Annotated in this window: 18 protein-coding genes; 8 read left to right on the top strand and 10 right to left on the bottom strand. The window is 71.8% G+C overall.

The genetic code is table 11. The features are described 5' to 3' along the window. Positions 1 to 75: 75 nt before the first annotated feature. From ACGFNK_RS35025 to pdhA, 7 genes are all read right to left on the bottom strand, one after another. On the bottom strand, positions 76 to 942 hold the full coding sequence (locus ACGFNK_RS35025) for a 3-hydroxyacyl-CoA dehydrogenase family protein (protein ID WP_393422461.1): 867 nt from the start codon (positions 940 to 942) through the stop codon (positions 76 to 78). Beyond that, positions 939 to 1745: an enoyl-CoA hydratase/isomerase family protein gene (locus tag ACGFNK_RS35020; RefSeq protein WP_393422459.1), complete on the bottom strand. Its 807-nt coding sequence runs from the start codon at positions 1743 to 1745 to the stop codon at positions 939 to 941. Before ACGFNK_RS35020 ends, ACGFNK_RS35025 begins: the two co-directional genes overlap by 4 nt. Further along, positions 1742 to 2923, bottom strand: a complete 1182-nt coding sequence (locus ACGFNK_RS35015) for a thiolase family protein (protein ID WP_393422457.1) — start codon at positions 2921 to 2923, stop codon at positions 1742 to 1744. The genes ACGFNK_RS35020 and ACGFNK_RS35015 overlap by 4 nt, the downstream gene beginning before the upstream one ends. Next, on the bottom strand, positions 2913 to 4640 hold the full coding sequence (gene paaN, locus ACGFNK_RS35010; RefSeq protein WP_393422455.1) for a phenylacetic acid degradation protein PaaN: 1728 nt from the start codon (positions 4638 to 4640) through the stop codon (positions 2913 to 2915). Before paaN ends, ACGFNK_RS35015 begins: the two co-directional genes overlap by 11 nt. Before the next feature lie 78 nt (positions 4641 to 4718). Continuing rightward, a complete protein-coding gene (locus ACGFNK_RS35005; protein ID WP_393422453.1) occupies positions 4719 to 6458 on the bottom strand; it encodes a dihydrolipoamide acetyltransferase family protein in 1740 nt (579 codons plus the stop codon). Continuing rightward, positions 6455 to 7474, bottom strand: a complete 1020-nt coding sequence (locus ACGFNK_RS35000) for an alpha-ketoacid dehydrogenase subunit beta (protein WP_393422451.1) — start codon at positions 7472 to 7474, stop codon at positions 6455 to 6457. Before ACGFNK_RS35000 ends, ACGFNK_RS35005 begins: the two co-directional genes overlap by 4 nt. A gap of 5 nt (positions 7475 to 7479) precedes the next feature. Next, on the bottom strand, positions 7480 to 8601 hold the full coding sequence (pdhA, locus tag ACGFNK_RS34995) for a pyruvate dehydrogenase (acetyl-transferring) E1 component subunit alpha (RefSeq protein WP_393422449.1): 1122 nt from the start codon (positions 8599 to 8601) through the stop codon (positions 7480 to 7482). A 120-nt stretch (positions 8602 to 8721) separates the two neighbouring features. Between pdhA and ACGFNK_RS34990 the strand changes: the two genes are divergently transcribed. Next, the gene (locus ACGFNK_RS34990; protein ID WP_386350363.1) at positions 8722 to 9222 is read left to right on the top strand and encodes an Lrp/AsnC family transcriptional regulator; all 501 of its coding nucleotides are present in this window, start codon (positions 8722 to 8724) and stop codon (positions 9220 to 9222) included. Positions 9223 to 9235: 13 nt separating this feature from the next. Here the strand turns inward: ACGFNK_RS34990 and ACGFNK_RS34985 are convergent, their stop codons facing one another. Then, positions 9236 to 10954, bottom strand: coding sequence for an aldehyde dehydrogenase family protein (locus ACGFNK_RS34985; protein ID WP_393422447.1), 1719 nt, complete (start codon positions 10952 to 10954; stop codon positions 9236 to 9238). 5 nt (positions 10955 to 10959) lie between these two features. After that, positions 10960 to 12006 (bottom strand): histidinol-phosphate transaminase, encoded by a 1047-nt coding sequence (locus ACGFNK_RS34980; RefSeq protein ID WP_393422445.1) that lies wholly within the window; start codon positions 12004 to 12006, stop codon positions 10960 to 10962. Positions 12007 to 12349: 343 nt separating this feature from the next. Here ACGFNK_RS34980 and ACGFNK_RS34975 point away from each other — a divergent pair, with 343 nt between their 5' ends. After that, complete coding sequence (locus tag ACGFNK_RS34975) at positions 12350 to 13033, top strand: hypothetical protein (RefSeq protein ID WP_393422443.1); 684 nt, start codon at positions 12350 to 12352, stop codon at positions 13031 to 13033. A 55-nt stretch (positions 13034 to 13088) separates the two neighbouring features. Here ACGFNK_RS34975 and ACGFNK_RS34970 read toward each other — a convergent pair whose 3' ends face one another. Beyond that, positions 13089 to 13511: a pyridoxamine 5'-phosphate oxidase family protein gene (locus ACGFNK_RS34970; RefSeq protein ID WP_393422441.1), complete on the bottom strand. Its 423-nt coding sequence runs from the start codon at positions 13509 to 13511 to the stop codon at positions 13089 to 13091. Between the two features lie 335 nt (positions 13512 to 13846). Between ACGFNK_RS34970 and ACGFNK_RS34965 the strand changes: the two genes are divergently transcribed. From ACGFNK_RS34965 to narI, 6 genes are all read left to right on the top strand, one after another. After that, a complete protein-coding gene (locus ACGFNK_RS34965; RefSeq protein ID WP_393422439.1) occupies positions 13847 to 15148 on the top strand; it encodes an MFS transporter in 1302 nt (433 codons plus the stop codon). Between the two features lie 47 nt (positions 15149 to 15195). Continuing rightward, entirely contained in the window at positions 15196 to 15672 is a 477-nt protein-coding gene (locus ACGFNK_RS34960; protein WP_393422437.1) for a hemerythrin domain-containing protein, read from the top strand. Between the two features lie 274 nt (positions 15673 to 15946). Next, positions 15947 to 19663: a nitrate reductase subunit alpha gene (locus ACGFNK_RS34955; protein WP_393422435.1), complete on the top strand. Its 3717-nt coding sequence runs from the start codon at positions 15947 to 15949 to the stop codon at positions 19661 to 19663. Between the two features lie 2 nt (positions 19664 to 19665). Beyond that, on the top strand, positions 19666 to 21363 hold the full coding sequence (narH, locus tag ACGFNK_RS34950; protein ID WP_393422433.1) for a nitrate reductase subunit beta: 1698 nt from the start codon (positions 19666 to 19668) through the stop codon (positions 21361 to 21363). Continuing rightward, on the top strand, positions 21360 to 22019 hold the full coding sequence (narJ, locus tag ACGFNK_RS34945; RefSeq protein WP_393422431.1) for a nitrate reductase molybdenum cofactor assembly chaperone: 660 nt from the start codon (positions 21360 to 21362) through the stop codon (positions 22017 to 22019). Before narH ends, narJ begins: the two co-directional genes overlap by 4 nt. Further along, positions 22016 to 22786 carry a respiratory nitrate reductase subunit gamma gene (gene narI / locus ACGFNK_RS34940; RefSeq protein ID WP_388677273.1) on the top strand — a complete coding sequence of 257 codons (771 nt, stop codon included), beginning with the start codon at positions 22016 to 22018 and terminating at the stop codon, positions 22784 to 22786. Before narJ ends, narI begins: the two co-directional genes overlap by 4 nt. Positions 22787 to 22795 lie beyond the last annotated feature (9 nt).

Genomic DNA, 22795 nt, shown 5'->3' with positions numbered 1-22795 from the left:
GGTCAGTGACCGCGGAAGACCAGGGCACGGCGTTCCCTGTTCTGGGAGGTTCTGGAGTTCCTGTCAGAGTTCCTGTCACCATCGGTAGAACCCCTGACCGCTCTTGCGGCCCAGCTCACCGCGGGCGACCTTCTCCCGCAGCAGCCGCGGCGGCGCGAACCGCTCGCCGAGCGTCGCGTGCAGGTGCTCCGCGATGGCGAGCCGTACGTCGAGTCCGACCACGTCGGTGAGGCGCAGCGGGCCCATCGGGTGCCGGTAGCCGAGGTGCATGGCCGTGTCGATGGCCTCCGCGTCGGCGACCGCCTCCTCGACCATGCGGATCGCCTCAAGGCCGAGGGCGAGGCCGAGGCGGCTGCTGGCGAAGCCGGGCGAGTCCTTGACGACGACGTCCTGTTTGCCGAGGGCGTGCGTCCAGCGGACCGCCGCGGACCGGGTCGCTTCGGTGGTGTCGGGGGTCAGGACCAGTTCGACGAGGGCGGAGACGGGAACGGGGTTGAAGAAGTGCATCCCCAGGAACCGCCCGGGCCGCTTCAGCGCCGCCGCGAGTTCGGTGACGGACAGGGAGCTGGTGTTGCTGGCCAGCACGCATCCGTCGTGCACGACGTCTTCGGCGGCGGCGAGCAACTCGGCCTTGAGTGCCGCGTCTTCCGGGACCGCCTCGACGACCAGGTCGGTGTCGTGGGGCAGTTCGGCGATCGAGGAGACGACGGCGACCCGGTCCGGCACGTCGAGATCCGATGGCCCGGCGAGTGCGAGCGTCCCGCGCTCGGTCGCCTGCCGAAGTCCCTTGGCGATGCGCTCCAGAGCGGCGGCGCCTGCGGAGCCGTCGCGCTCCACGACGGCCACGCGCGACCCGGCGGCCGCGAAGGACTGGGCGATACCGGCGCCCATGCGACCGCCGCCGATCACCCCCACGGAGGGCGGTGCTGCTGCCGAGTTCATGCCAGGCCTCCCGTCTTCTCCGCCTTGTCGGTCTTCTCCGTCTTCTCCAGGAAGCGCGTCATGCGCTCCTCCTTGTCCGGGCTCTCGAAGAGCACCGCCTGAGCAAGGTCGTCGGCCACGGGATGGGCACCCGGGGCATCGGTGACGAGCTTCGTCAGCCGCAGGGCGAGGGCCGAGGAGCGGGCCATCCGGTCGAGCAGCGCGTGCGCCTCGTCGATCAGCCGGTCTGTCGGTACGACGTCCATGACGAGCCCGCAGGCGAGTGCGGCCGGCGCGTTGAGGGTGCGTCCGGCGAGCAGGAGCTGCTTGGCCACCGACTCGCCCACCAGTTCGCGCAGCCGCCAGCACGCACCGGCGGCGGCGAGGATGCCGAGGCCCGGTTCGGGATTGCCGAAGACCGCGTCGGGCCCGGCGATCCTGAGGTCGCAGGCGTACGCCAACTCGGCGCCGCCGCCCAGCGCCCAGCCCGGCACCGCGGCCACGGTGGGCAGGGGCAGCCTGTGCACCCGTTCGAAGAGGCGGCTGTTGATGCCCTGGAGGGCCTCGTCGCGGCCCCGAGCGCGCAGTTCGCCGATGTCGGCACCGCCCGCGAAGACCCCGCCGTGCCCGGTGAGCAGCAGGAACTTCGGGGCTCGCTCCAACTCCTCGCACACCCTGTGCAGTTCGGCGATCATGCGGCTGTTGATGGCGTTACGGGCGGCGGGCCGGCGCAAGGTGACGACCACCCGGTCCGTGCGCTCCTCGACCGAGAGCGTCTCGTACGGCTGGTTCTCGTACGGGCCGTCCGCGGGTGTCTTGTTCATACGCGCTCCACGAGCATGGCCACGCCCTGTCCCACCCCGACGCAGAGGGTCGCCAGGCCTCGCCGGCCGCCCTCCCGCTCCAGTCGGCCCAGCAGGGTGAGCAGGATGCGGGCGCCGGAGCAGCCCAGGGGGTGGCCGAGGGCGATGGCGCCGCCGTCGGCGTTGACGCGGTCCGGGTCGAGCTTCAGCCGGTGCACGACCGCAAGGGCCTGGGCGGCGAAGGCCTCGTTGAGTTCGACCGCGTCGAGGTCCCCGACCGTCCAGCCCGCCCGGTCCAGGGCCTTGGCGGTGGCCGGCACGGGGCCGAGCCCCATCAGGTGGGGCTCGACCCCGGCCGAGGCGGCGGTGATGACACGGGCCCGGGGAGTCAGCCCGTAGCGCTCCACCGCCGCCCCGCTCGCCACCACCAGGGCGGCAGCCCCGTCGGACAGCGGCGAGGAGTTGCCCGCCGTGACGATGCCGCTCGGGCGGAAGACGGTGCGCAGGCCGCTCAGCTTCTCCAGCGTGGTGGCCGGTCGCGGCCCTTCGTCCTGGTCCACCTCACCGTCCGCCACCGGCACCGGGACGATCTCCGCCGCGAAGCGGCCCGCCGTCTGCGCGGCCACCGCCCGGCGGTGGCTGCGCAGCGCGAAGGAGTCCGCGTCCAGGCGGCTGATGCCGTCCAGGGTGGCGACCTCCTCCGCGGTCTCGCCCATCGACAAGGTCGTCGTCGCGGGGAAGCGCGGGTTGGTGAAGCGCCAGCCGAGTGAGGTGTCGTGGACGTCGCCGGGCCGGGACCAGGGTGTGCCCGGCTTGGCCATCACCCAGGGCGCACGGGTCATCGACTCGACCCCGCCGGCCACGACCAGCTCGGCCTCGCCCGCCCGTATCGAGTGCGCGGCGGACGCGACGGCCGTAAGCCCCGAGGCGCACAGCCGGTTGACGGTGTACCCGGGCACGGTGTGCGGAAGTCCGGCCAGCAGTACGGCCATCCGCGCGACGTCCCGGTTGTCCTCCCCGGCCTGGTTCGCGGCGCCGAGGATCACCTCGTCCACGGAGTCGGCCGGGATCCCGGCGCGGCGCACGGCCTCGCCGACGACGAGCGCGGCCAGGTCGTCGGGGCGCACGGAGGACAGGGCACCGCCGTAACGGCCCTGCGGGGTACGGGCACCGTCGATCAGATAGACCTCATCGGACATCGGCGTGCTCCTCGGCCGGCGCGTGACGACGGGACTGGAGGACGGAGAAGCGGCCGGTGACGAACGCCGGGTCGGTCAGCGTCGCGTTGGCGGCAGGGTTGGCCGACGTGCCGTGGAAGTCGCTGAAAGCGGCGGACTGGTTGGGGAACACGTCGCCGCTCAGGTTCTCCGACAGGTGCACGCCGGCCTCCAGGGCCGTCGCCCGCGCCGCCGCCAGCACGTCCTTGCCGGTCGCGTAGACGCAGGCGGTGAGCGCGCCGTGGCGCCGTACGGTGTCGTGCAGGACGCGCAGGGAGTGCGCGGTGTCGTCGGTGGCGATGACGAAGGAGACCGGCCCGAACCACTCGCTCGTGTAGGTCTTCTCGTCGGCCTCGGCGTCGAGCCGGGCCACCAGCGGGGTGCGGACGACGGCGTCCGGGTGGTCGGGGTGCATCACGGCCCGCGAAGGATGGGCGGTACGGCCCAGGGCTGCCGCCTCCTCCACCCGTGCGAGAACCCCGCCGTTCACGATCGCGCCGAGGGTGGCGGCGGCGCGGGCCGGGTCGCCGAGCAGATCGTCCAGCGCGGAGCCCAGATCGGCGGCGAACTCGTCGGCCGTACGCGGCCCTTGGTCGGTGGGGAACCCGTCGCGGGGCACGAGGATGTTCTGCGGGGTGGTGCACATCTGGCCGCTGTAGAGCGACAGGGAGAACGCGAGGTTGCGCAGTAGTCCCGCGTAGTCGTCCGTGGAGTCCACGACGACCGTGTTCAGACCCGCCTTCTCCGTGTGTACGACGGCCTGGCGGGCGTTGTCCTCCAGCCAGTCGCCGAACTCACTGGAGCCGGTGAAGTCCACGATCCGTACGTCGGCGTGGGTGGCCAGGGCGGGAGCGGTGCGTTCCTCGGGGCGGGAGGCGGCCAGCAGCACCACGTCCGGGTCGAACCCGGCTTCCGCCAGCACCTCGCGGGCGATCCGCACGGTGATCGCCAGCGGCAGCACGGCCCGCCGGTGCGGCTTGACGATCACCGGGTTGCCGGTGACCAGGCTCGCGAAGAAGCCCGGATAGCCGTTCCAGGTGGGGAAGGTGTTGCAGGCGACGAGCACGGCAACGCCACGGCCGACAGGTGTGTACGTCTTGTCCATGACCAGCGGTCCGCCCCGGCGCCGGGGTTTGCTCCAGCGCGCGGTGGCCGGATGGCGTCGCTGTGCCTCCCAGGCGTACGCCACCGCTTCGAGGCCGCGGTCCTGGGCGTGCGGGCCGCCCGCCTGGAAGGCCATCACGAAGGGCTGGCCGGTGGTGTGCTGGACGGCGTGCGCGATCTCGAAGCTCGCCGCGTTGAGGCGGGCGAGGATCTCCGCCGCCACTCCCGCCCGGACGTCGGGGCTCGCGCAACGCCATGCCGGGGCCGCGGACTTGGCCGTCGCCACGGCGGCCTCGGGCGCCAGATGCGGATAGCTGACGCCGAGGGGGAAGCCGTACGGCGACACCTCCGTGGCGGGGACGGTGCCGGTGGTGGGGTGCCCGTCGAGCGGGAAGGGGCGGTCGAGGAGGCCGCGGAAGGCGGCCTCGCCCGCCTCGGGTGCTCCTGCGCCGTACACGGAGGTGCTCGGGGCCTCCGGGTAGGGCGTCCAGTAGTCGCGGTCTACGGTGCGGGTCACCGCCTGGTCGAGCAGGTCCGCGTGGCGTGCGTAGAAGTCGGGGAGGTCGGGGACGTCGGGATGCTGGTCGGTGGACATGAAGGCTCCAGGCCGAACGTTCGGTCGGTTGATGGGCACAGGGCGCCCAGGTACGGGGGAGGGGGGAAGCAGGTCGGGTCAGACGTCGGCGAGCAGGGTCGCCGGGCGTTCCACGCAGTCGGCCACGAAGCGAAGGAAGCCGCCGGCCACGCCGCCGTCGCAGACCCGGTGGTCGAAGCTGAGTGACAGCTGGGTGACCTTGCGGACGGTGAGCGCGCCGTCCACCACCCAGGGTTTGTCCACGATGCGGCCGACGCCGAGGAGCGCCGCCTCCGGGTGGTTGATGATGGGTGTGGAACCGTCGACGCCGAACACGCCGTAGTTGTTGAGGGTGAAGGTGCCCCCGGTCAGCCGGTCGGGCGGCAGGCTGCCGGTCCGGGCCAGTTCGGTCAACCGGGCGAGTTCCGCGGCGAGTTGGACCGTCGTCAGCCGGTGGGCGTCGCGGACGACGGGGACGACGAGCCCGCGTTCGGTCTGGGCGGCGAAGCCCAGGTGCACCTCGTCGTAGCGCAGGATCTCCCGGCGTTCGGTGTCGACGGCCGAGTTCAGCTCGGGGTAGCGGCGCAGACCGGCGACACAGATCCGGGCGAACAGGGCCAACAGGCCGACGCGGCGGCCTGGTTCGGCGGCCTCCAGCGCCTTCTTCGCCTGGAGCAGTCCGGTCGCGTCCACGTCGACCCAGGTCGTGGCGTCGGGAATCTCGGTCCGGCTGCGGGAGAGCTTGTCCGCGACGGCTTTACGAACGCCTCGGAGCGGGATGCGCTCGGGACCGGCTGGGGCGGTCTCTGGTCGGGACACGGGCGCTGGTCCCGGGCGGGGCACGGGCGTGGGGTCCAGCCGTGACGCGGGCGTCGGCTCCGTGCTGGTCGGCGCGCCGGACGGTGCCTCCGCGTGCCTCGCGCCCTGGGCGACGGCCTGTTCCACATCCCGCCGCAGGACGACCCCGGCGGGACCGGACGGCACCAGCGCGGTGAGGTCGATCCCGTGGTCCCGCGCCATCCTGCGCACGAGAGGCGAGATGACCCGGGGAGCGTGCGGCCCGATCGCCGCCGCCGTCTCGGCCACCGGTCCGGCGGGCGCCGCCTGGGGCACGGGCCTGGCGGACGCCGCGGCGGCCCCCGGCATGGCGGGCACCGTCTCGGCCACGGGTCCGGGGCTCGCCGTGGCGGCGACCGGCCAGTCGGATGCCGTCTCGGCCACGGGCCCGGGGGACGCCGCCTGGGTCAGGGGCCCGGGGGATGCCGCCTGGGTCACGGGCCCGGGGGACGCCGCCGCGGCCCCCGCCCGTCGGCGGCGCCGACGCGACACCGGTTCGTGTCCGGTGCCGTAGCCGATCAGCACGTTGCCCGATCCGGCCTGCTCTTCCTCCCGGTACCGCTCTGCGGCCGGGTCGGATGGCGCCGGTCCCGCCATGGGCTCGCCCGACGGCGACGAACCGAGGGCCTCGCCCATGTCGCCGCCCGGCCCGCTCGTCGAGCCGGACAGGCGAGCCCCGGTACCGACTGCGGCGGGCGACGGATCGCCCGAGCCACCCGTGCCGGCGCCCACGCCGGAGGCATTCGCGTTCGCCCCCACAGTGATCAGCGGCTCCCCCACCCCCAGCGCCGCGCCCGCCTCCGCATGCAGCCGCAGCACCGTGCCCGCGTACGGCACCGGCACCTCGACCGCGGCCTTGGCGGTCTCCACCTCGACCACGATCTGGTCGATCGTCACGGTGTCGCCGACGGCGACCTTCCACTCGATGATCTCCGCGTCGGTGAGCCCCTCGCCGAGGTCGGGGAGCTTGAACAGCTGCTCGTGCAGCGTTGCGGTGGTCATGCGACCGCTCCCTTCGACAGGTGCCGGGTGTCGGGCTCGTCGGAGAACTGCAGTCGGTCGACGGCGTCGAGGATCCGGTCGACGCCGGGCAGGTGCGCATGCTCCAGCTTCGGCGGCGGGTACGGGATGTCGAAGCCGGCCACCCGCAGCACGGGCGCGGCCAGCGAGTGGAAGCAGCGTTCCTGCACCCGGGCGGCGATCTCCGCGCCGACCCCGGCGAAGCCCTGCGCCTCCTGAACGACCACGCAGCGCCCCGTCCTGCGCACCGACTCCGTGACGGTCTCGTCGTCGAAGGGCACCAGCGTCCGCAGATCCACGACCTCCAGCTCGATCCCGTCCTCGGCGGCTGCCTCGGCAGCGGCCAGGGCCACCGGTACCGAGGGGCCGTAGGCGACGACGGTGGCGTCACGCCCCGCGCGCCGGATCGCAGCCCGCCCGAACGGCAGCGCCCCGCGCGTCTCCAGATCGGTGTCCTCGCGCGACCAGTACAGCTTCTTCGGCTCCAGGAACACCACCGGGTCGGGGTCGGCCACCGCGTCACGCAGCAACCAGTACGCGTCCTCGGCCGTGGCCGGGGTGACGACCTTGAGGCCGGGCGTGTGGGCGTAGTAGGCCTCGCTGGAGTCGCAGTGGTGCTCGACTCCGCCGATTCCGCCGGCGTAAGGGATGCGGATCACCATCGGCAGGCCGATCCGCCCGCGGGTGCGGTTGCGCAGCTTGGCGACGTGCGAGGCGATCTGCTCGAACGCCGGGTAGGCGAAGGCGTCGAACTGCATCTCCACCACGGGCCGGAAGCCGCCCATCGCCATGCCGACCGCCAGCCCGACGATGCCGGCCTCCGCGAGCGGGGTGTCGAAGCAGCGCTGCTCGCCGAAGTCGCGGGTCAGCCCGTCGGTGATGCGGAACACGCCGCCCAGCGGGCCGACGTCCTCACCGAAGACGAGGACTCGTTCATCCTCGCGCAGTGCGTCACGCAGGGCGGTGTTGAGCGCCTGCGCCATCGTGACCTTGGCCATGGTCGTCAGTCCTCCTGGGCCTGGGCGGATTCGGCGAGCTCGGCCGCCAACTGGGCACGCTGCTCCCGCAGTTGCGGGGTGAGATCGGCGTATACGTGGTCGAACAGCTCCAGCGGATCCAGTACGGAGTCCGCGTTCATGCCGGCACGCACCCGCGCCGCCAGCTCCTCGGCCTCCTCCCGCACCGCCGCCACGTCCTCGTCGGTGAGCGCGCCACGCGAGCGCAGATAGGTCTCCAGGCGGTCGACCGGGTCGGCGCCCCGCCACCGGTCGACCTCGTCGTCCTCCCGGTAGCGGGTGGCGTCGTCGGCGTTGGTGTGCGCGTCCATGCGGTACGTGTGCGCCTCGACCAGGACCGGGCCGTTCCCGGCGCGGGCGTGCTCGACGGCCGAGGTCAGCACTGCCAGCACCGCGAGCAGGTCGTTGCCGTCGACCTGCTCGGCGCGCACCCCGTAGCCGATGCCCTTGTAGGCGAGGGCGGGCGCCGCGGTCTGCCGGGCCAGCGGGACGGAGATCGCGTACTTGTTGTTCTGCACGAAGAAGACGACCGGGGCGCGGAAGACGGCCGCGAAGTTCAGCGCCTCGTGGAAGTCGCCCTCGCTGGTCGCCCCGTCCCCGACGAGGGCCATCGCCACGCCGTCCTCGCCCTTGCGGCGCAGGGACTCGGCCATGCCGACGGCGTGGAGCACCTGGGTGGCAAGCGGGGTGCACTGCGGTGCGACGCGGGTGGCGGCGGGGTCGTAGCCGCAGTGCCAGTCGCCGCGCAGCAGTGTCAGCACCTCGACCGGGTCGATGCCACGGGTCACCAGGGCGACGGAGTCGCGGTAGGTCGGGAACAGCCAGTCGTCCGGGCGCAGCGCGAGCACGGCGCCGATCTGGCAGGCCTCCTGGCCGCGGCTGGACGGATAGACCGCGAGGCGGCCCTGCTTGGTGAGGGCGGTCGCCTGGGTGTCGAACCGGCGGCCCAGGACCATTCGCCGCCAGGCCTCGAACAGGGCCTCGACCTCGGGCTCGGTGTAGTCGGCCGGCTGCTTCGCGACCGGTGTGCCGTCCTCGGCCACGAACCGCACCGGCGACAGGGACGGCAGGAGGCCCTGCACCGTCTGGCGGAGGCTCTTCACAGACATGGAGGGCACTCGCTTTCTCTGGACACTTGACAGGAGAATGGTCGCCGTCGCGGAATATGTGTTCAATAGCTCGGCAGAACAGGCGACGAACTGCCGAATCGAAGAGACCGGGAGGACAAAGTGTCCGAGGAAGACGCCCTGCCGGGGGCAGTGACCGGACGAACTGCCGTCCCGCTCGACGACATCGACCGGCAGATCCTGAGCCGGCTCCTCGAGGACGGCCGGATCTCGGTCCGCGCCCTCGCCGAGCAGGTGCACATCTCCCGGGCCAACGCCTACACGCGCATCGGCCGGCTGGTGGCCGAGGACGTCATCACGGGCTTCACCGCGCAGCTCAACGCCCAGCGGGCGGGCCTGGGCACGAGTGCGTACGTGACGGTGATGATCGACCAGAACGCATGGCGGAACATCTCCCGCGAACTGCGCGAGATCCCCTACGTCGAGCATGTCGCCCTCGTCACGGGCGACTTCGACGTCCTGGTGCTGGTGCGCGCACCGGACAACCTAGCTTTGCGCAAGGTGGTGCTGGAGAGCATCCAGGCGGTGCCGGGCGTGCGCTCCACCCGCACCTGGCTGGTCTTCGACGAGGTGCGGGGGCGCGGCGCCACCTGGACGGACTGAGGGACCGGCGCGGTCATACGTCGATCAGTGCGGCGGTGGCGGCAGGGCTTCCCGCGGCGACCTCCAGACGGTCAGGTGCCGGGACGGGATCCGCCGCCGGTGCGCGCCGCCGGGAGCGCACCACGCGGAACCGGCCGGTGACGAAGTGGGCGTCCGCGCCCGGCAGTTCGGCGAGTGCCGAGGACGGGTCGGCGGGCAGGTCCTCGAGGTTCTCCACGAGGTGCACCCCGGCGTCCAGCGCCGCCGTCTCGGCCGCCGCCAGCACCAGCGGGTCGGTGGAGTGCACCGAGGCGTAGAGCGCGCCGTGCCGCGCCACCGTACGGCGCAGGAGCGCCAGGCTGTGCGAGGTCGAGTCGGTGCCCACCAGGAAGGAGATGGGCCCGGGCCACTCGCGCGTGTAGACACGCTCGTCCGAGGCGCGCAGCCGCACCAGCAGCGGACTGCGCAGATCGGCGTACGGGTGGTCGGGATGGGCCACGGGACCGGACGCGTGCAGGACCGGGCCGCACCGCGCGGCCTCCGTCAGAGCGCCGCGCACCTCGTCGGCGGTGATCGCACCCAGCACCTTTGCCGCGCGGGCGGGATGCCCGAGCAGCCGGACCACGGCGTCACCGAGGTCGGCCCCGAGGTCCCGCAGCGTCCTGTGCCCCTCGTCGGTGCTGAAGCCCCGCTCCGGCACCAGGATGTTCTGCGGCGTGGTACGCACCGTGCCGTTGCACCGGCACGAGGCGAGGGCGAGACCCCGTACCAGGCCCTGGTAGTCGCCGGTCGAGTCCACGACCACGGTGTTCAGCCCGGTCCGGTTGGCGAACACGGCGGCCTGGTGGGCGTGTTGTTCCAGCCAGTCGGCGAAGCGCGCGGAGCCCGTGAAGTCGACGATGCGCACTGCCGGATCCGTGGCCAGCCGCCGGTGCACCTGCCGCTCCGGTTCCGCCACGGCCAGGGTCACGAGGTCCGGGGAGTGACCTGCCTCCGCGAGCACCTGCCGGGCGACCCGCACCGTGATCGCCAGTGGCAGTACCGAGCGCGGGTGCGGAGCCACGACGACCGGGTTGCCGGTCACCAGGCTGGCGAACAGGCCCGGATACCCGTTCCAGAGCGGGAAGTCGGGACAGCCGACGAGCAGCGACACCCCACGGGGCACGAGTGTGCAGGTGCCCCTCAGCGCGCGCGGCGGCCGGCCCGGCTGGGCGCTTTTCCAGTGCGAGTCGACCGGCACACGTTCCGACTCGGCGAAGGCCTGGGCCACCGCCTCCAGGCCACGGTCCTGGGCACGCGGCCCGGCGGAGCGGAAGGCCGCCTGGAGGGGCTGGCCGGTGGTGTGGTGCACCGCGAGGGCCAGTTCGTGGCTGCGGGTGTTGAGCCGGCGCAGGATCTCCACGGCCAGCTCGGCGCGCTCGTACGGCCCGGCCACCCGCCAGCCGGCCGCCGCCCGCCCGGCCGCCGCGACCAGCTCCGCGGGATCGCAGCGCGGGTAGGCGATGGCAGGACCGACGCCGTACGGCGACGACTCCGTGCGCACAAGACCGAGCTCGCCGGACTGTGGCAGGGCGAAGGTCCGTCCCAGCAGCGAGCGGAACACCTTTCCCGCGGTGCGGGTCGACCTCATGCCCGCGTCGGCCGCGTCCTGGCCGGTCGCCTCGGTGAAGGGGCGTCGGCACTCACCGGCGGCGCTCGCGCGAACGATGCTCTGAAGCAGCTCGCGGTGCCGTTCGTAGGGACCGGGGCGCATGGCCGTCAGCCTCTCCAGCTCGCCGCGAGCGCGAGGAGGGCGTCGTTCTCCTCGGGCAGCCCGATCGTCACCCGGACGCCCTCGCCGCGGAACGGGCGGACCATGACCTTCCCGTCCGCGCAGTGCAGGGCGAAGTCCCCGCTGTCGCCGCCGAGCGGCAGCCAGACGAAATTGGACTGGGAGTCGGGCACATCGTGGCCGAGGTCCCGCAACCGCTCGGTGACCCGGTCCCGTTCGGCGACCGTGAGGGCGGCCCGCCGGACGACCTCCGCCCCTTCGCCGAGGGCGACGACGGCGGCCCGCTGGGCGAGGGCGCTGACGCTGAACGGCACCTGGGTCCGGCGTACGTGCGCGGCGATCCCGGGCGGCGCGACGCAGTAGCCGACGCGCAGCCCAGCCAGGCCGTACGCCTTCGAGAAGGTCCGCAGTACCGCCACGTTCGGCCGGTCGCCGAGGAGGGCGAGACCGTCGGGGATCCGGGCGGGATCGGTGTACTCCCGGTACGCCTCGTCGACGACGATCAGCACGTCCCGCGGCACCCGGTTCGCGAAGTCGGTCAGGGCCCGCGCGCCGACCGCCGTGGAGGTCGGGTTGTTGGGGTTGCACACGAAGACCAGCCGGGTCCGGGCGGTGATCGCCGCCGCCATGGCGTCGAGGTCGAGGGCGTGGTCGCGCAGGGGCACCCGCACTGCCGTACCGCCCGCTACGGCAGTGAGGATCGGGTACGCCTCGAACGACCGCCAGCCGAAGACGACCTCGTCACCGGGCCCCACGACGGTGTGCAGCAACTGCCCGCACACCTCGGAGGAACCGGCGCCCACCGCGATCCGGTCCGGCTCGACCCCGTGGTGCGCGGCCAGGGCCTCGACGAGCGAGGCGGCGTGCAGATCGGGGTACCGCGACACACCGCCGGCGGCCTCCGCGAGGGTTGCGGCCACTCCCGGCAGCAACCCGTGCGGGGATTCGTTGCTGGCCAGCACGACGGCACCGGGCAGTTTGCGGCCCGGTACGTAGGCGGGCAGCTGGGACAGGGATGCACGGACACGCACCATGCTGGACTCGCTTCTGCAGCGCTGGGGCCCGAGGCCTCGCCGTCGGGCACTTGAAAGGCAAATCGTGAAGAAAGGACGACAAGCGCTCAACTGTTTGGGAATTTCGGCTACGAATCGCCGAAAACGACGCAGGTCATCGGCAAACCGTCTCCCGCCGAGCCCATCGGGGCCTTTGGTGCGAGACGGACGGCACGCCCTCCGCAGGGCGCAGGCTCGTCTCCTTGATCACGGGACGGACACAGCGGGCCATCGAGGCCCCCGCCGCGGGCGCGGCGTGAGCAGACTGCTCGCCGCCCGAGCCGCGCGATGTCCGCGGCCTGCCCTGTTCCGATCGAGGGAGACCATGCACAGCACCCAGACCCGCCTCCGCCACGGAGCCCTGACGGCGTGCGCGGCGGCCCTCGCGCTGCTCGCGGCCGGCTGCTCGAAGGTGTCCGCGGAAGCGCAGGCCGGCGGCTGCCGCGACGACGGCCAGTGGTCGGGACGGGAACAGGCCGCATGGCTGCGCACCGCGGTGGCCTTCCGCGGGACGGCCGACGGGGCAGGCCCGTCGTACGAGGACGCTTCGGTCGTCCTCCGCGCACAGCACACGGGTGATGTCCGGGTGCTGTGCCAACCGCTCGATGTGCACGTCGAGTTCTGGACCCTCTCGGCCAGGACGACGGAGACGAAGACGGAGACGGGGACGGAGACGGAGACGTCGTCCGTCATGCGCTACGGACTGTCCGCGGACGGCAGCAGGACCCGTACCGTCGGGTTCCCCAGGGGCCTTCCCGCCGGACAGGACGGCATCTGCACCCGCGTCCTTGTGGCGGCGTACGCGGGCGCGCCCCTGAGCGACCGGGAACTGCCATGGATGACAAGGGACTTGGCCATCGCCAGGGACATGGACGTGCGGTTCGGGACGGATCGGATCGGCACCCACCGGTTGCTCCCGCCGCAGGATCCCACCGCATGCACCACGGACCGGCCGACGGCCGACCCCTCACCCACCAGGTCGACGACCTGGGACATCTACCATCCGTGACGCGGTCTCGGGCGGGTGACCGGCCACAACCCATCGGCCCGCTGCGGGCTGCGCCTCACTGCGTGCCGCGCGTACCCCTGAGTTCGCGTCCGGTGACCATCTCGGACTCGATCCGTACGACCACCGGGTCCCGCAGGGGCATCCAGGACGTGGGACCGGCCTGCGACAGCCGTTCGTGCTCGGCCGGATCGGTCACCACAGTGGCCCGGCCGGTGACGACCACGCTCCAGCCGGACCGGGTCGCCGCGTCGAACTCGTCCGCCTCGAAGGCGACCACGACGCCGTCGATGGCGCGTACGAGGTCCGAGTCCGGTGAGCTGCACAGCAGGACGGAGGCGTCCGTGTCCAGGGAGAAGTTGACGGGCAGGACCGCGGGCAGAGCCTGCCGGGTGTAGACCACGCGGCCGACCGGCACCTTGGCGAGCAGGCGCAGGCTCTCTTGCCGGTCGAGTGCGCGAAAGGCGTCGTTCTGGAACATCCGTCCATGGTCTCCGCGGTCGCGGTGAGGGGGTAGGGCCGACCGGCCCTACCCCCTCGGCCCTCTTGGGACGCGAGGACGGCCGATCGCGGCCGTTGATCCGCGTGAGCCGTGCGGGCAACGCGGTACCCGGGGTCGTACGGAGGAAGTACGCAGGGACTGCCGGGTCCGGATCAGGGGACCGTCTGTCCGTCGGCAGGGACTCATGGCCCATGCCTCGGTCGAGTCCTGATGCGGACAGTGGGGACGTGACGCCGTTCCGCAGGCAAGGAGCCGCGGAACGCGTGCGAGCCCGGTGGCGCCGTACCACCATCACGAGGAAAGGGACGGACAACATGGTCCAGCCGTCGAAGTCGAAGAGCGGCAGTTCACCGTCGGGTGTGCCGGCGCCGGGTGCGCCGGTGTCGCGCCAGGCGTGGCTGATGCTGGCCCTGGCCACGGTCGGTTTCGCCGTGAACTTCTGGGCGTGGGCGCTGCTCAGCCCGCTCGGCCCGCGGTTCAAGGACGGGCTCGACCTGTCGTCGTTCGAGCAGTCACTCCTCGTGGCGGTGCCGGTCGTGGTCGGCTCGCTGGGGCGGATCCCGGTGGGCGCGCTGACCGACCGGTTCGGCGGACGGATCATGTTCCCGATCGTGTCGGCGGCCACCATCGTGCCGGTGCTCTACCTCGGCCTGGCCGGCCATTCCTCGCTGGCTGCCCTGCTGATCGGCGGGTTCTTCCTCGGTATCGGCGGCACCGCCTTCGCCGTCGGTGTGCCGCTGGTCAACGCCTGGTTCCCGCCCGAGCGGCGCGGGCTCGCCATCGGCGTCTTCGGCGCCGGCATGGGCGGCACCGCCATCAGCGCCCTGACCACCGTGAAGCTCGTCGACGCGGGCAGCATGGCCACCCCGTTCCTGATCACGGCCGCCGTCCTTGCCGCGTACGCTGTGGCCGCCGCGCTGCTGCTGCGCGACGCCCCCGGCCGCACCGTGCCGACCGAGCCGCTGGCCCGCCGGCTGGCCGCCACCGCCCGGCTGCCCATCACCTGGCAGGCGTCCGCGCTGTACGCGATCGCGTTCGGCGGCTATGTGGCGTTCTCCGTCTACCTGCCCACCTACCTCAAGACCGGCTACGACCTGACCCAGGCCGACGCCGCGAACCGGATGGCCGGGTTCGTTCTCCTCGCCGTGGCGATGCGCCCGATGGGCGGCTGGCTGTCGGACCGCATGGGCCCGGCCCGCGTGCTGGCCGGCTCGCTGGCGGTGGTCGTGGCCGGAGCGGTCGTGCAGTCGTTCGGTCCGTCGCTGGCACCGCTGGGCACCATCGCCTTCCTGGCCATGGCCGCCGCGCTCGGCGCCGGCAGCGGGGCGACCTTCGCCCTGGTGGCCCTGCTGACCCCGGCCGACCAGGTCGGCTCCGTCACCGGCGTCGTCGGCGCCGCGGGCGGCCTGGGCGGCTTCCTGCCGCCGCTGGTCATGGGTTCGCTGTACGGGGCGTACGAGTCGTACGCGATCGGCCTCGCCCTGCTCGCGATCGTGGCCGCCGCAGCGCTGGGCTTCACCCTCACCGCCGTCCGCGCGGCCGCCGAAGGCGGGGAGCGGAAGCCCCGCACGGGTCGCCGGCGCCGGCACGGCACCACCGCCGGCACCACCGCGTAAGGGCACACGGACGGAACAAACGGGAACCAAGGACGGGGAGAAGACCGGTGTGCGAGTACTGCGGCTGCCAGTCTCTGGCGTCGATCGACGAGCTGACCCGGGAGCACGACGAGGTCGTCCGCTTGATCAGCCACCTCCGCCCCGCTCACCGGGACGGTGACGTGGACCGGATGGCGCAGGTCGCTCGCGAGATCGCGACCGTGCTCGGCCCCCACACCCAGGTGGAGGAGCACGGGCTGTTCCCCGCGATGGCCGGGGGCTTCCCTGAGCAGATCGCCGCTCTGGAGGCTGAGCACCGCCGCATCGAGGCCGTCCTGGTCGAGGCCGCCGACGGCGGCACGCCCCCGGATCCGCCCTGGCCGGACCGGCTGCTGGAAGCGATGGCCATGCTGCGCGATCACATCCTCAAGGAACAGGACGGTGTCTTCCCGGCCGCACTCGCCAATCTCAGCACCGAAGAGTGGGAAGCGGTCGAGGCCGAGCGCCTGAAGGCGGGCGGCGCCCTGTCCCGGCCGACCGCCTGACCGATCGCACTCCGGCTCCGGCCAGGGCAGCAACACACCATGCACGCCCCGTACCCCCGCTCCGCCCGAGCGGAGGTACGGGGCTTTGCACACACGGGAGTGGCCGCGCGGAGCCGGGGTAACCGCCGCTGCACGCAAGCGATCTCTACCGAGCCCCGCGTTGTTCGTGGTGTGGCTGTTGACCCTCCGGGGGACAGCGGTCGTAGAGTCGTGAGCGGCCGGAACCGATCACAATTCGAACGGGTGCCCGGTGCGCCCGGGGTGGAGTGGCACGGTGAGCACCGAGACCAGCGGCGAACAGGCACAGGCGGGCTTGGACGGCGATCTGGCGGAGGCGCTGGTGCGCAGCCGCCGGTTCTTCAGCCGGGCGGAGGTCTCCGATGACCTGCGCACCCTGCACCGCAAGGGCGGGCGCCAGGCGGACGAGTTCTACCGGGACCGCTGGTCGCACGACAAGGTGGTGCGCTCGACGCATGGGGTGAACTGCACGGGGTCGTGTTCGTGGAAGGTGTACGTCAAGGACGGCATCATCACGTGGGAGGCGCAGCAGACCGACTATCCGTCGGTGGGGCCGGACCGGCCCGAGTACGAGCCGCGGGGCTGCCCGCGGGGGGCCGCCTTCTCCTGGTACACGTACTCGCCCACGCGAGTGCGCTACCCGTACGTGCGGGGCGTACTGCTGCAGATGTACCGGGAGGCCAAGGCCCGCCTCGGAGACCCGGTGGCGGCCTGGGCGGACATCGTCTCCGACCCGGAGCGTGCCCGCCGCTACAAGGCGGTGCGCGGCAAGGGCGGCCTGGTGCGGGCGAGTTGGGACGAGGCGGTGGAGTTGGTCGCCGCCGCACACGTACACACCATCAAGGAGTACGGGCCGGACCGGCTGGCCGGGTTCTCGCCGATCCCGGCGATGTCGATGGTCTCGCACGCGGCCGGTGCACGGTTCTACTCGCTGCTCGGCGGCGCGATGCTGTCGTTCTACGACTGGTACGCCGACCTGCCGGTGGCCTCGCCACAGATGTTCGGCGACCAGACCGACGTGCCCGAGTCGGGGGACTGGTGGGACGCCGGCTATCTGATCATGTGGGGTTCCAATCTGCCGGTGACCCGGACGCCGGACGCGCACTGGATGGCGGAGGCCCGCTACCGAGGCCAGAAGGTGGTGGCGGTCTCCCCGGACTACGCGGACAACGTGAAGTTCGCCGATGAGTGGCTGCCTGCCCAGCCGGGCACCGACGGCGCCCTCGCCATGGCCATGGGGCACGTGATCCTCAAGGAGTTCTTCGTCGACCGGGCCACGCCGTACTTCACCGACTACGTCAAGAAGTACACGGACCTGCCTTTCCTGGTGACCCTGGAGGAAGGCGAGGCGGGAACGTACACAGCCGGCAAGTTCCTGACCGCCGCCGATCTCGGTGGCGAGCATGCGGCGGCCGAGCACGCCGAGTTCCGCACCGTCCTGCTGGACGCGGCCACGGGCCGGCCGGTGGTCCCGAACGGAACCCTCGGCGACCGCTTCGGCGAGGCCGGCGCCGGTAAGTGGAACCTGGACCTCGGCGACACCCGGCCCCAGCTGTCCGTCGAGGGCGGTGAGGAGGCGCCGGTCGCGGTCGACCTCCCTCGCTTCGACGCGCCCGACGGCAGCGCGGGGCGGCTGCGACGCGGGGTGCCGGTGCGGCGCGTGGCCGGGCGGCTGGTGACCACGGTGTATGACCTGTTGCTCGCCCAGTACGGGGTGAACCGGCCGGGCCTGCCGGGCAGTTGGCCGTCGTCGTACGAGGACGCGTCGGAGCCGTACACCCCGGCCTGGCAGGCGGCGATCACCGGTGTGGATGCGGGCCGGGCGGCCCGGATCGCGCGGGAGTTCGCGGCCAACGCCGAGGAGTCCGGCGGCCGTTCGATGATCATCATGGGGGCGGGCACCAACCACTGGTTCCACTCCGACACCATCTACCGGGCCTTCCTGACCCTCACTTCGCTGACCGGCTGTCAGGGCGTCAACGGCGGCGGCTGGGCCCACTACGTCGGCCAGGAGAAGGTCCGCCCGATCACCGGCTACTCGGCCATCGCGACCGCCGCGGACTGGAACCGCCCGGCCCGGTTGATGATCCAGACCGCGTACTGGTATCTGCACAGCGACCAATTCCGCTACGACCCCTTCTCGGCCGACACGCTCTCGGCGGCCGGTGCAGGGGGTCCCTTTGCCGGGAAGACCACGGCCGACGTCATCGCCCAGTCCGCGCGGATGGGCTGGATGCCCTCGTACCCGACCTTCGACCGCAACCCGCTCGACCTCGCTGACCAGGCACAGGCCGCGGGCCGCCCGGTCGGCGAGCACATCGTGGAGGAACTCAAGTCGGGGCGGCTGCGGTTCGCGGGCGAGGATCCGGACGCGCCGGAGAACTTCCCGCGCGTCCTGACCGTATGGCGGGCCAATCTGCTGGGCTCCTCGGCCAAGGGCAACGAGTACTTCCTCAAGCACCTGCTCGGCACCGATGCGTCGGTGCGTGCCACCGAGGCACCGCCGGACGCCCGTCCGCGGGACGTGGTGTGGCGGGAGGAGGCGCCGGCCGGGAAGCTCGACCTGCTGCTGACCCTGGACTTCCGGATGACCAGCACGACCGTCTTCTCCGACGTCGTCCTGCCCGCCGCCACCTGGTACGAGAAGCACGACCTGTCGAGCACGGACATGCACCCCTTCGTGCACGCCTTCAACCCGGCGATCTCCCCGCCCTGGCAGACCCGCACCGACTGGGACGCCTTCCACACCCTGGCCAAGGAGTTCAGCCGTCAGGCCGCAGGCCACCTCGGCGTCCGTACGGACGTGATCGCCGCGCCGCTGCTCCACGACACCCCCGACGAAATGGCCAACCCACGGGGGAAGGTGCGGGATTGGAAGGCGGGGGAGTGCGAGGCGGTCCCCGGCCGCACGATGCCGAAGCTCATCACGGTCGAGCGCGACTACGGGGCCGTGGTGGAGAAGATGGCCGCCCTCGGCCCGCTGCTGGACTCCCTCGGTGCCACCACCAAGGGCATCACCTTCAAGGTCGACCGCGAGCTGGAGTACCTGCGCCACAAGAACGGCACCGTGCGCGGGGGAGTGGCCGACGGGCGGCCCTCGATCGCGCGGGACGTACACGCCTGCGAGGCGATCCTGGCGCTGTCCGGTACCACCAACGGCCACCTGGCCACCCAGGGCTTCCACACCCTCGAAGCCCGCACCGGCACACGACTTGCGGACCTGGCCGCCGAGCACGAGGGCAAGCAGATCACCTTCGCCGACACTCAGGCCGCTCCGGTCCCGGTCATCACCTCCCCGGAGTGGTCCGGTTCGGAGACCGGCGGGCGCCGCTACTCGCCGTTCACGGTCAACGTCGAGCGCCTCAAGCCCTGGCACACCCTCACCGGACGCCAGCACTTCTATCTCGACCACGACTGGATGACCGCGCTGGGGGAGCAACTGCCCGTCTACCGGCCCCCGTTGAACATGGACGCGCTGTTCGACGAGCCGCGCCTCGGGGACGTCGGCGAACTCGGCGTGACAGTCCGCTACTTGACGCCGCACAACAAGTGGTCGATCCACTCCGAGTACCAGGACAACCTGTTCATGCTCTCGCTCTCCCGGGGCGGGCCGACGATCTGGATGAGCACGCAGGACGCGGCCAAGGTCGGCGTGAAGGACAACGACTGGGTCGAAGCCGTCAACCGAAACGGTGTGGTGGCCGCCCGCGCGGTCGTCTCGCACCGCATGCCGGAGGGCACCGTCTACATGCACCACGCCCAGGACCGCCTCATCGACGTGCCCCGAACGGAGACCAGCGGCCGACGCGGCGGCATCCACAACTCCCTGACCCGCCTGCTGATCAAGCCCAGTCATCTGATCGGCGGCTACGCCCAGCTCTCCTACGCCTTCAACTACCTCGGCCCCACCGGCAACCAGCGCGACGAGGTCACCGTCATCCGCCGCCGCGCCAACCAGGACGTGGAGTACTGATCATGCCCCGTGGCGAAGCCACTATTGGACGCTGTATGGCTCAGATGGCGATGGTGATGAACCTCGACAAATGCATCGGCTGCCACACCTGCTCGGTCACCTGCAAACAGGCGTGGACCAACCGCACCGGCGTCGAGTACGTATGGTTCAACAACGTCGAGACCCGCCCCGGCCAGGGCTACCCCCGCCGCTACGAGGACCAGGACACCTGGAAGGGCGGCTGGGAGCTCAACAAGCGGGGGCGCCTGGCACTGAAGGCGGGCGGCCGGTTCAAGAAGCTGATCCAGATCTTCTCCAACCCAGTCCTGCCGGCCCTCGACGACTACTACGAGCCCTGGACGTACGACTACGAGACCCTGACCAACGCCCCGCTCCAGGAGCACACACCCGTCGCCCGCCCCAAGTCCCTGATCTCCGGCAAGGACATGAAGATCTCCTGGTCGGCGAACTGGGACGACGACCTCGGCGGATCGGCCGCGACCAGCCAGCAGGACGTTCTGCTGAACGAGGTCTCGGAGAAGATCAAGTTCGAGTTCGAGCAGACCTTCATGTTCTACCTGCCGCGCATCTGCGAGCACTGCCTCAACCCGTCCTGTGCGGCCTCCTGCCCCTCCGGCGCGATCTACAAGCGGGAGGAGGACGGCATCGTCCTGGTCGACCAGGACCGCTGCCGCGGCTGGCGGATGTGCGTCACCGGATGCCCGTACAAGAAGGTCTACTTCAACCACCGCACCGGCAAGGCCGAGAAGTGCACCTTCTGCTTCCCCCGCGTCGAGGTCGGTCTGCCCACCGTCTGCTCCGAGACCTGCGTGGGCCGGCTGCGCTACATCGGCCTCGTCCTCTACGACGCCGACCGCGTCCTGGAAGCCGCCTCCACCCCGGACGAGACGGGCCTGTACGAGGCGCAGCGGAAGGTCTTCCTCGACCCGAACGACCCGGACGTCGTCGCCGCAGCCGAGCAGGCGGGCATCCCCCGGGACTGGATCGAGGCCGCCCAGCGCTCCCCGGTCCACTCCCTGATCAACACCTACAAGGTGGCCCTGCCGCTGCACCCGGAGTACCGGACGATGCCCATGGTCTGGTACATCCCGCCGCTGTCGCCGGTCGTCGACGCCGTACGCGACACCGGCCAGGACGCCGAGGACCACCGCAACCTCTTCGCCGCCGTCGACTCCCTGCGCATCCCCGTCGACTACCTCGCCCAGCTCTTCACCGCCGGGGACCCCACCCCGGTGGACGCGGTCCTGCACCGCCTGGCCGCCATGCGCTCGTACATGCGCGACATCAACCTCGGCCGCGAACCGAACGACACCATCCCCAAGTCTGTCGGCATGACCGGCGAGCAGATCTACGACATGTACCGGCTGCTGGCCCTGGCCAAGTACGACGAGCGCTACGTCATTCCGCCCGCCCACGCCGAACAGGCCCACAAGCTGGAGGAGCTGGCGACCGAGTGCAGCCTGGACTACGAGGGCGGCCCCGGCATGGGCGGCTCCGGCCCCTTCGGCGAGGCCTCCGGCGGCGCCGCCCCGATAGCGGTGGAGAACTTCCACGCCCTGCGCGACCGCCAGACCTCCGAGACCCCCGCCGCCCCGACCGACAAGGCCGCCCGAGTCAACCTCCTCAACTGGGACGGCAAGGGCTCCCCTCCCGGCCTCTTCCCACCCGGTGCGGACGACGAGAACGGTTCCGCGTCATGAAGTCCGCCGCCGCTGACGCCCGTAACTCTCTGGCCTGGCAGGCCCAGTCGCTGCTGCTCGCCTACCCCGACGACCAGCTCTCCGACCGCCTCACCCTGGCCCTCAAGGTCGCCGCCACCCAGCCGAAGGCCGTCGCACAGCCCCTCGTGCACTTCGCCGAACACGCCGGGCGCACCCCGCTGCCGGAGCTGGCCGCCGACTACGTCGCCACCTTCGACCACCGCAAACGCTGCTGCCTCTTCCTGACCTACTACGCGCACGGCGACACCCGAAAGCGCGGCCTCGCCCTGCTGAGTCTGAAACAGGCATACGCCGATGCCGGATGGCGGGTCACTGAAGACGAACTGCCCGACCACCTCGCCGTCGTCCTCGAATTCGCCGCCGCCGAGCCCGCCCTCGGATCCCGGCTGCTCACCGACCACCGCGCCGGCCTGGAACTCCTGCGCCTCGCCCTGCGCGACGCCAAGTCGCCCTGGGCACACGTCCTGGACTCCGTGTCCGCCACCCTGCCCGCCCTCGCCGGCGACGAACGCACAGCCGTCATGCGCCTCGCCGCCCAGGGCCCGCCCGAGGAACAAGTCGGCCTCGACACGTACGCGCCCCCCACGTCATCCCCCGTGTTCCTGCCCGATCCCGTCGTAGGAGGTCCCCGATGACCGCACCCGCGCAGCCCGTCACCCTGGCGGTCGAGGCCGGCACCGGCGGCATCCTGCTGTGGGTCGTGCTGCCGTACGTGGCGCTCGCGGTGTTCGTGCTCGGCCACGTCTGGCGGTACCGCTACGACAAGTTCGGCTGGACCACGCGCTCCTCCCAGCTCTACGAGAGCCGGCTGCTGCGCATCGGCAGCCCGTTGTTCCACTTCGGCGTCCTCGTCGTGCTCCTAGGCCACATCGGCGGACTGGTCGTCCCCAAGAGCTGGACCGAGGCGGCCGGGATCAGCGAGGACATGTACCACATCGGCGCGGTCGTCCTCGGCACCATCGCCGGCGTCGCGACGCTGGGCGGCCTTGCCATCCTGATCTACCGCCGTCGCACCGTCGGCCCGGTGTTCTCGGCCACCACCCGCAACGACAAGGCCATGTACGTCTCCCTGACCGTCACCATCGTGCTCGGCCTGGCCGCCACCGTGGCCGCGAACGTCGTCGGCGGGGGATACGACTACCGCGAGACCATTTCCCCCTGGTTCCGCTCCATCTTCTACTTCCAGCCCGACCCGGACCTGATGACCGGCGCCCCGGTGCTCTTCCAACTGCACGCGATCAGCGCCCTGCTCCTGTTCGCGGCCTGGCCCTTCACCCGGCTCGTCCACATGCTCACCGCACCGCTCGGCTACCTGACCCGCCCCTACATCGTCTACCGCAGCCGCGACACCGAGCTCGGCGCCCGCGCCCCGCGCCGCGGCTGGGACCGCGTGGGGTCCTGAACAGCCAGG

It is taken from the genome of Streptomyces sp. NPDC048825, from assembly GCF_043198355.1.
Classification (GTDB): Bacteria; Actinomycetota; Actinomycetes; order Streptomycetales; family Streptomycetaceae; genus Streptomyces; species Streptomyces xiangluensis.
Note: the sequence above shows the minus strand (reverse complement) of the source record. Positions and strands in the feature narration are given on the sequence as shown.

Coding starts and splice junctions, on each gene's coding strand:
- ACGFNK_RS35025 (WP_393422461.1), bottom strand. CDS start 942: ATGAACTCGGCAGCAGCACCGCCCTCCGTGGGGGTGATCGGCGGCGGT.
- ACGFNK_RS35020 (WP_393422459.1), bottom strand. CDS start 1,745: ATGAACAAGACACCCGCGGACGGCCCGTACGAGAACCAGCCGTACGAG.
- ACGFNK_RS35015 (WP_393422457.1), bottom strand. CDS start 2,923: ATGTCCGATGAGGTCTATCTGATCGACGGTGCCCGTACCCCGCAGGGC.
- paaN (WP_393422455.1), bottom strand. CDS start 4,640: ATGTCCACCGACCAGCATCCCGACGTCCCCGACCTCCCCGACTTCTAC.
- ACGFNK_RS35005 (WP_393422453.1), bottom strand. CDS start 6,458: ATGACCACCGCAACGCTGCACGAGCAGCTGTTCAAGCTCCCCGACCTC.
- ACGFNK_RS35000 (WP_393422451.1), bottom strand. CDS start 7,474: ATGGCCAAGGTCACGATGGCGCAGGCGCTCAACACCGCCCTGCGTGAC.
- pdhA (WP_393422449.1), bottom strand. CDS start 8,601: ATGTCTGTGAAGAGCCTCCGCCAGACGGTGCAGGGCCTCCTGCCGTCC.
- ACGFNK_RS34985 (WP_393422447.1), bottom strand. CDS start 10,954: ATGCGCCCCGGTCCCTACGAACGGCACCGCGAGCTGCTTCAGAGCATC.
- ACGFNK_RS34980 (WP_393422445.1), bottom strand. CDS start 12,006: ATGGTGCGTGTCCGTGCATCCCTGTCCCAGCTGCCCGCCTACGTACCG.
- ACGFNK_RS34975 (WP_393422443.1), top strand. CDS start 12,350: ATGCACAGCACCCAGACCCGCCTCCGCCACGGAGCCCTGACGGCGTGC.
- ACGFNK_RS34970 (WP_393422441.1), bottom strand. CDS start 13,511: ATGTTCCAGAACGACGCCTTTCGCGCACTCGACCGGCAAGAGAGCCTG.
- ACGFNK_RS34965 (WP_393422439.1), top strand. CDS start 13,847: ATGGTCCAGCCGTCGAAGTCGAAGAGCGGCAGTTCACCGTCGGGTGTG.
- narH (WP_393422433.1), top strand. CDS start 19,666: ATGCCCCGTGGCGAAGCCACTATTGGACGCTGTATGGCTCAGATGGCG.
- narJ (WP_393422431.1), top strand. CDS start 21,360: ATGAAGTCCGCCGCCGCTGACGCCCGTAACTCTCTGGCCTGGCAGGCC.
- narI (WP_388677273.1), top strand. CDS start 22,016: ATGACCGCACCCGCGCAGCCCGTCACCCTGGCGGTCGAGGCCGGCACC.